At 72.3% G+C, this 1182-nt stretch carries 1 protein-coding gene and 1 pseudogene; both read left to right on the forward strand.

Annotated elements, in window-relative coordinates:
- A pseudogene (locus tag G6026_RS14020) lies at positions 1–216 on the forward strand (ArsR family transcriptional regulator); the annotation flags it as partial.
- Positions 213–1182: serine hydrolase domain-containing protein (locus G6026_RS14025; protein WP_182613524.1), on the forward strand; the 970-nt coding region annotated here is incomplete at its 3' end. The pseudogene G6026_RS14020 and the gene G6026_RS14025, both read left to right, overlap by 4 nt.

Raw genomic sequence — 1182 nt, forward strand, 5'->3', positions numbered from 1 at the left:
GTGCGGCTGCGGATCGTCCAGCGGATCCTGTCCGATGCCGACACGGTGCAGGACCTCGTGGCGACCGGGGAGTTCGGCACCAGCGGGCAGATCTACCATCACCTGCGGCAGCTGTCCTCCCACGGGTGGCTGCGCGCGGCCGGAAGTGGCCGCTACGAGGTGCCCGCGGCCCGCGTCGTCCCGCTGTTGACGATCCTGCTGGGGGTGGACCGATGAGAATCGCACCAGGCCGGGCAGCGGTGGTCGTGGTGGTGGCCTTCGGGGTCGTGGGTGCCGTGCTGGCGACGCTGCTCCGGCCCGGCGTGGGATCGATCGACGGGGACACGCCGACGGAAGGCGACGCCCGGCTGGCCGCCGCGGTGCTGGAGGAGGTCCCCTCTCCCGGTGTGTTCGCCCTCTCCGTTGCCGAGGTGACCCCGCAGGGCACGCGCATCGCCACCGTCGGCGCCCCGCTGGACGGGACCTTCGAGATCGGCTCGGTCACCAAACCGGTCACCGGGATGCTGCTCGCCGACGCCGTGGATCGCGGGGAACTGTCTCCCGACACCACGCTGGGCGAGATCGTCGACATGGGCGAGACCGCGAGCGCTTCCATCACCGTCGGCGAACTCGCGCGGCACGGTTCGGGACTGCCCCGGCTGCCCTTCTCGCTGCGGGGGCTGGTGGACTCCTACCGCTGGCTGCTGTTCGCCCGGAACCCCTACCGCGACTCACCCGCCGACGTGGTGGAGGACGTGCGCTCGTCCTCCGTGGGGGACAAGGATCCGGAGTACTCGAACCTGGGCTTCGCCGTCCTGGGTCACGCGCTGGCCGAGGTCAGCGGCCACGACTACCCGGAACTGGTCCGGACGCGGTTGGCGGAACCCCTGGGCCTGGAGAACTTCCACGTCCCCGCCCCGGGCCAGGGCGGTGCGGCTCCCAACGCCTTCCAGGGGCGTGAGTCCTCCGGCCGGGCCCAGCAGGCGTGGGACGACGCCGGCTACGCGCCGGCCGGTGGCATCCGGGCCGACGCCGCGTCGATGGCGACACTGCTCGACGCTCTCCTGGCGGAAACCGCGCCCGGAGCGGCGGCGCTGCAGCCGGTCACCGACTACGACGACGACAACCGCATCGGCGCCGGATGGTTCACCACCGAGTGGGACGGTCGGGAGATCACCTGGCACAACGGGCAGACCGGCGGGA

It is taken from the genome of Dietzia sp. DQ11-38-2, from assembly GCF_014145055.1.
Classification (GTDB): domain Bacteria; phylum Actinomycetota; class Actinomycetes; order Mycobacteriales; family Mycobacteriaceae; genus Dietzia.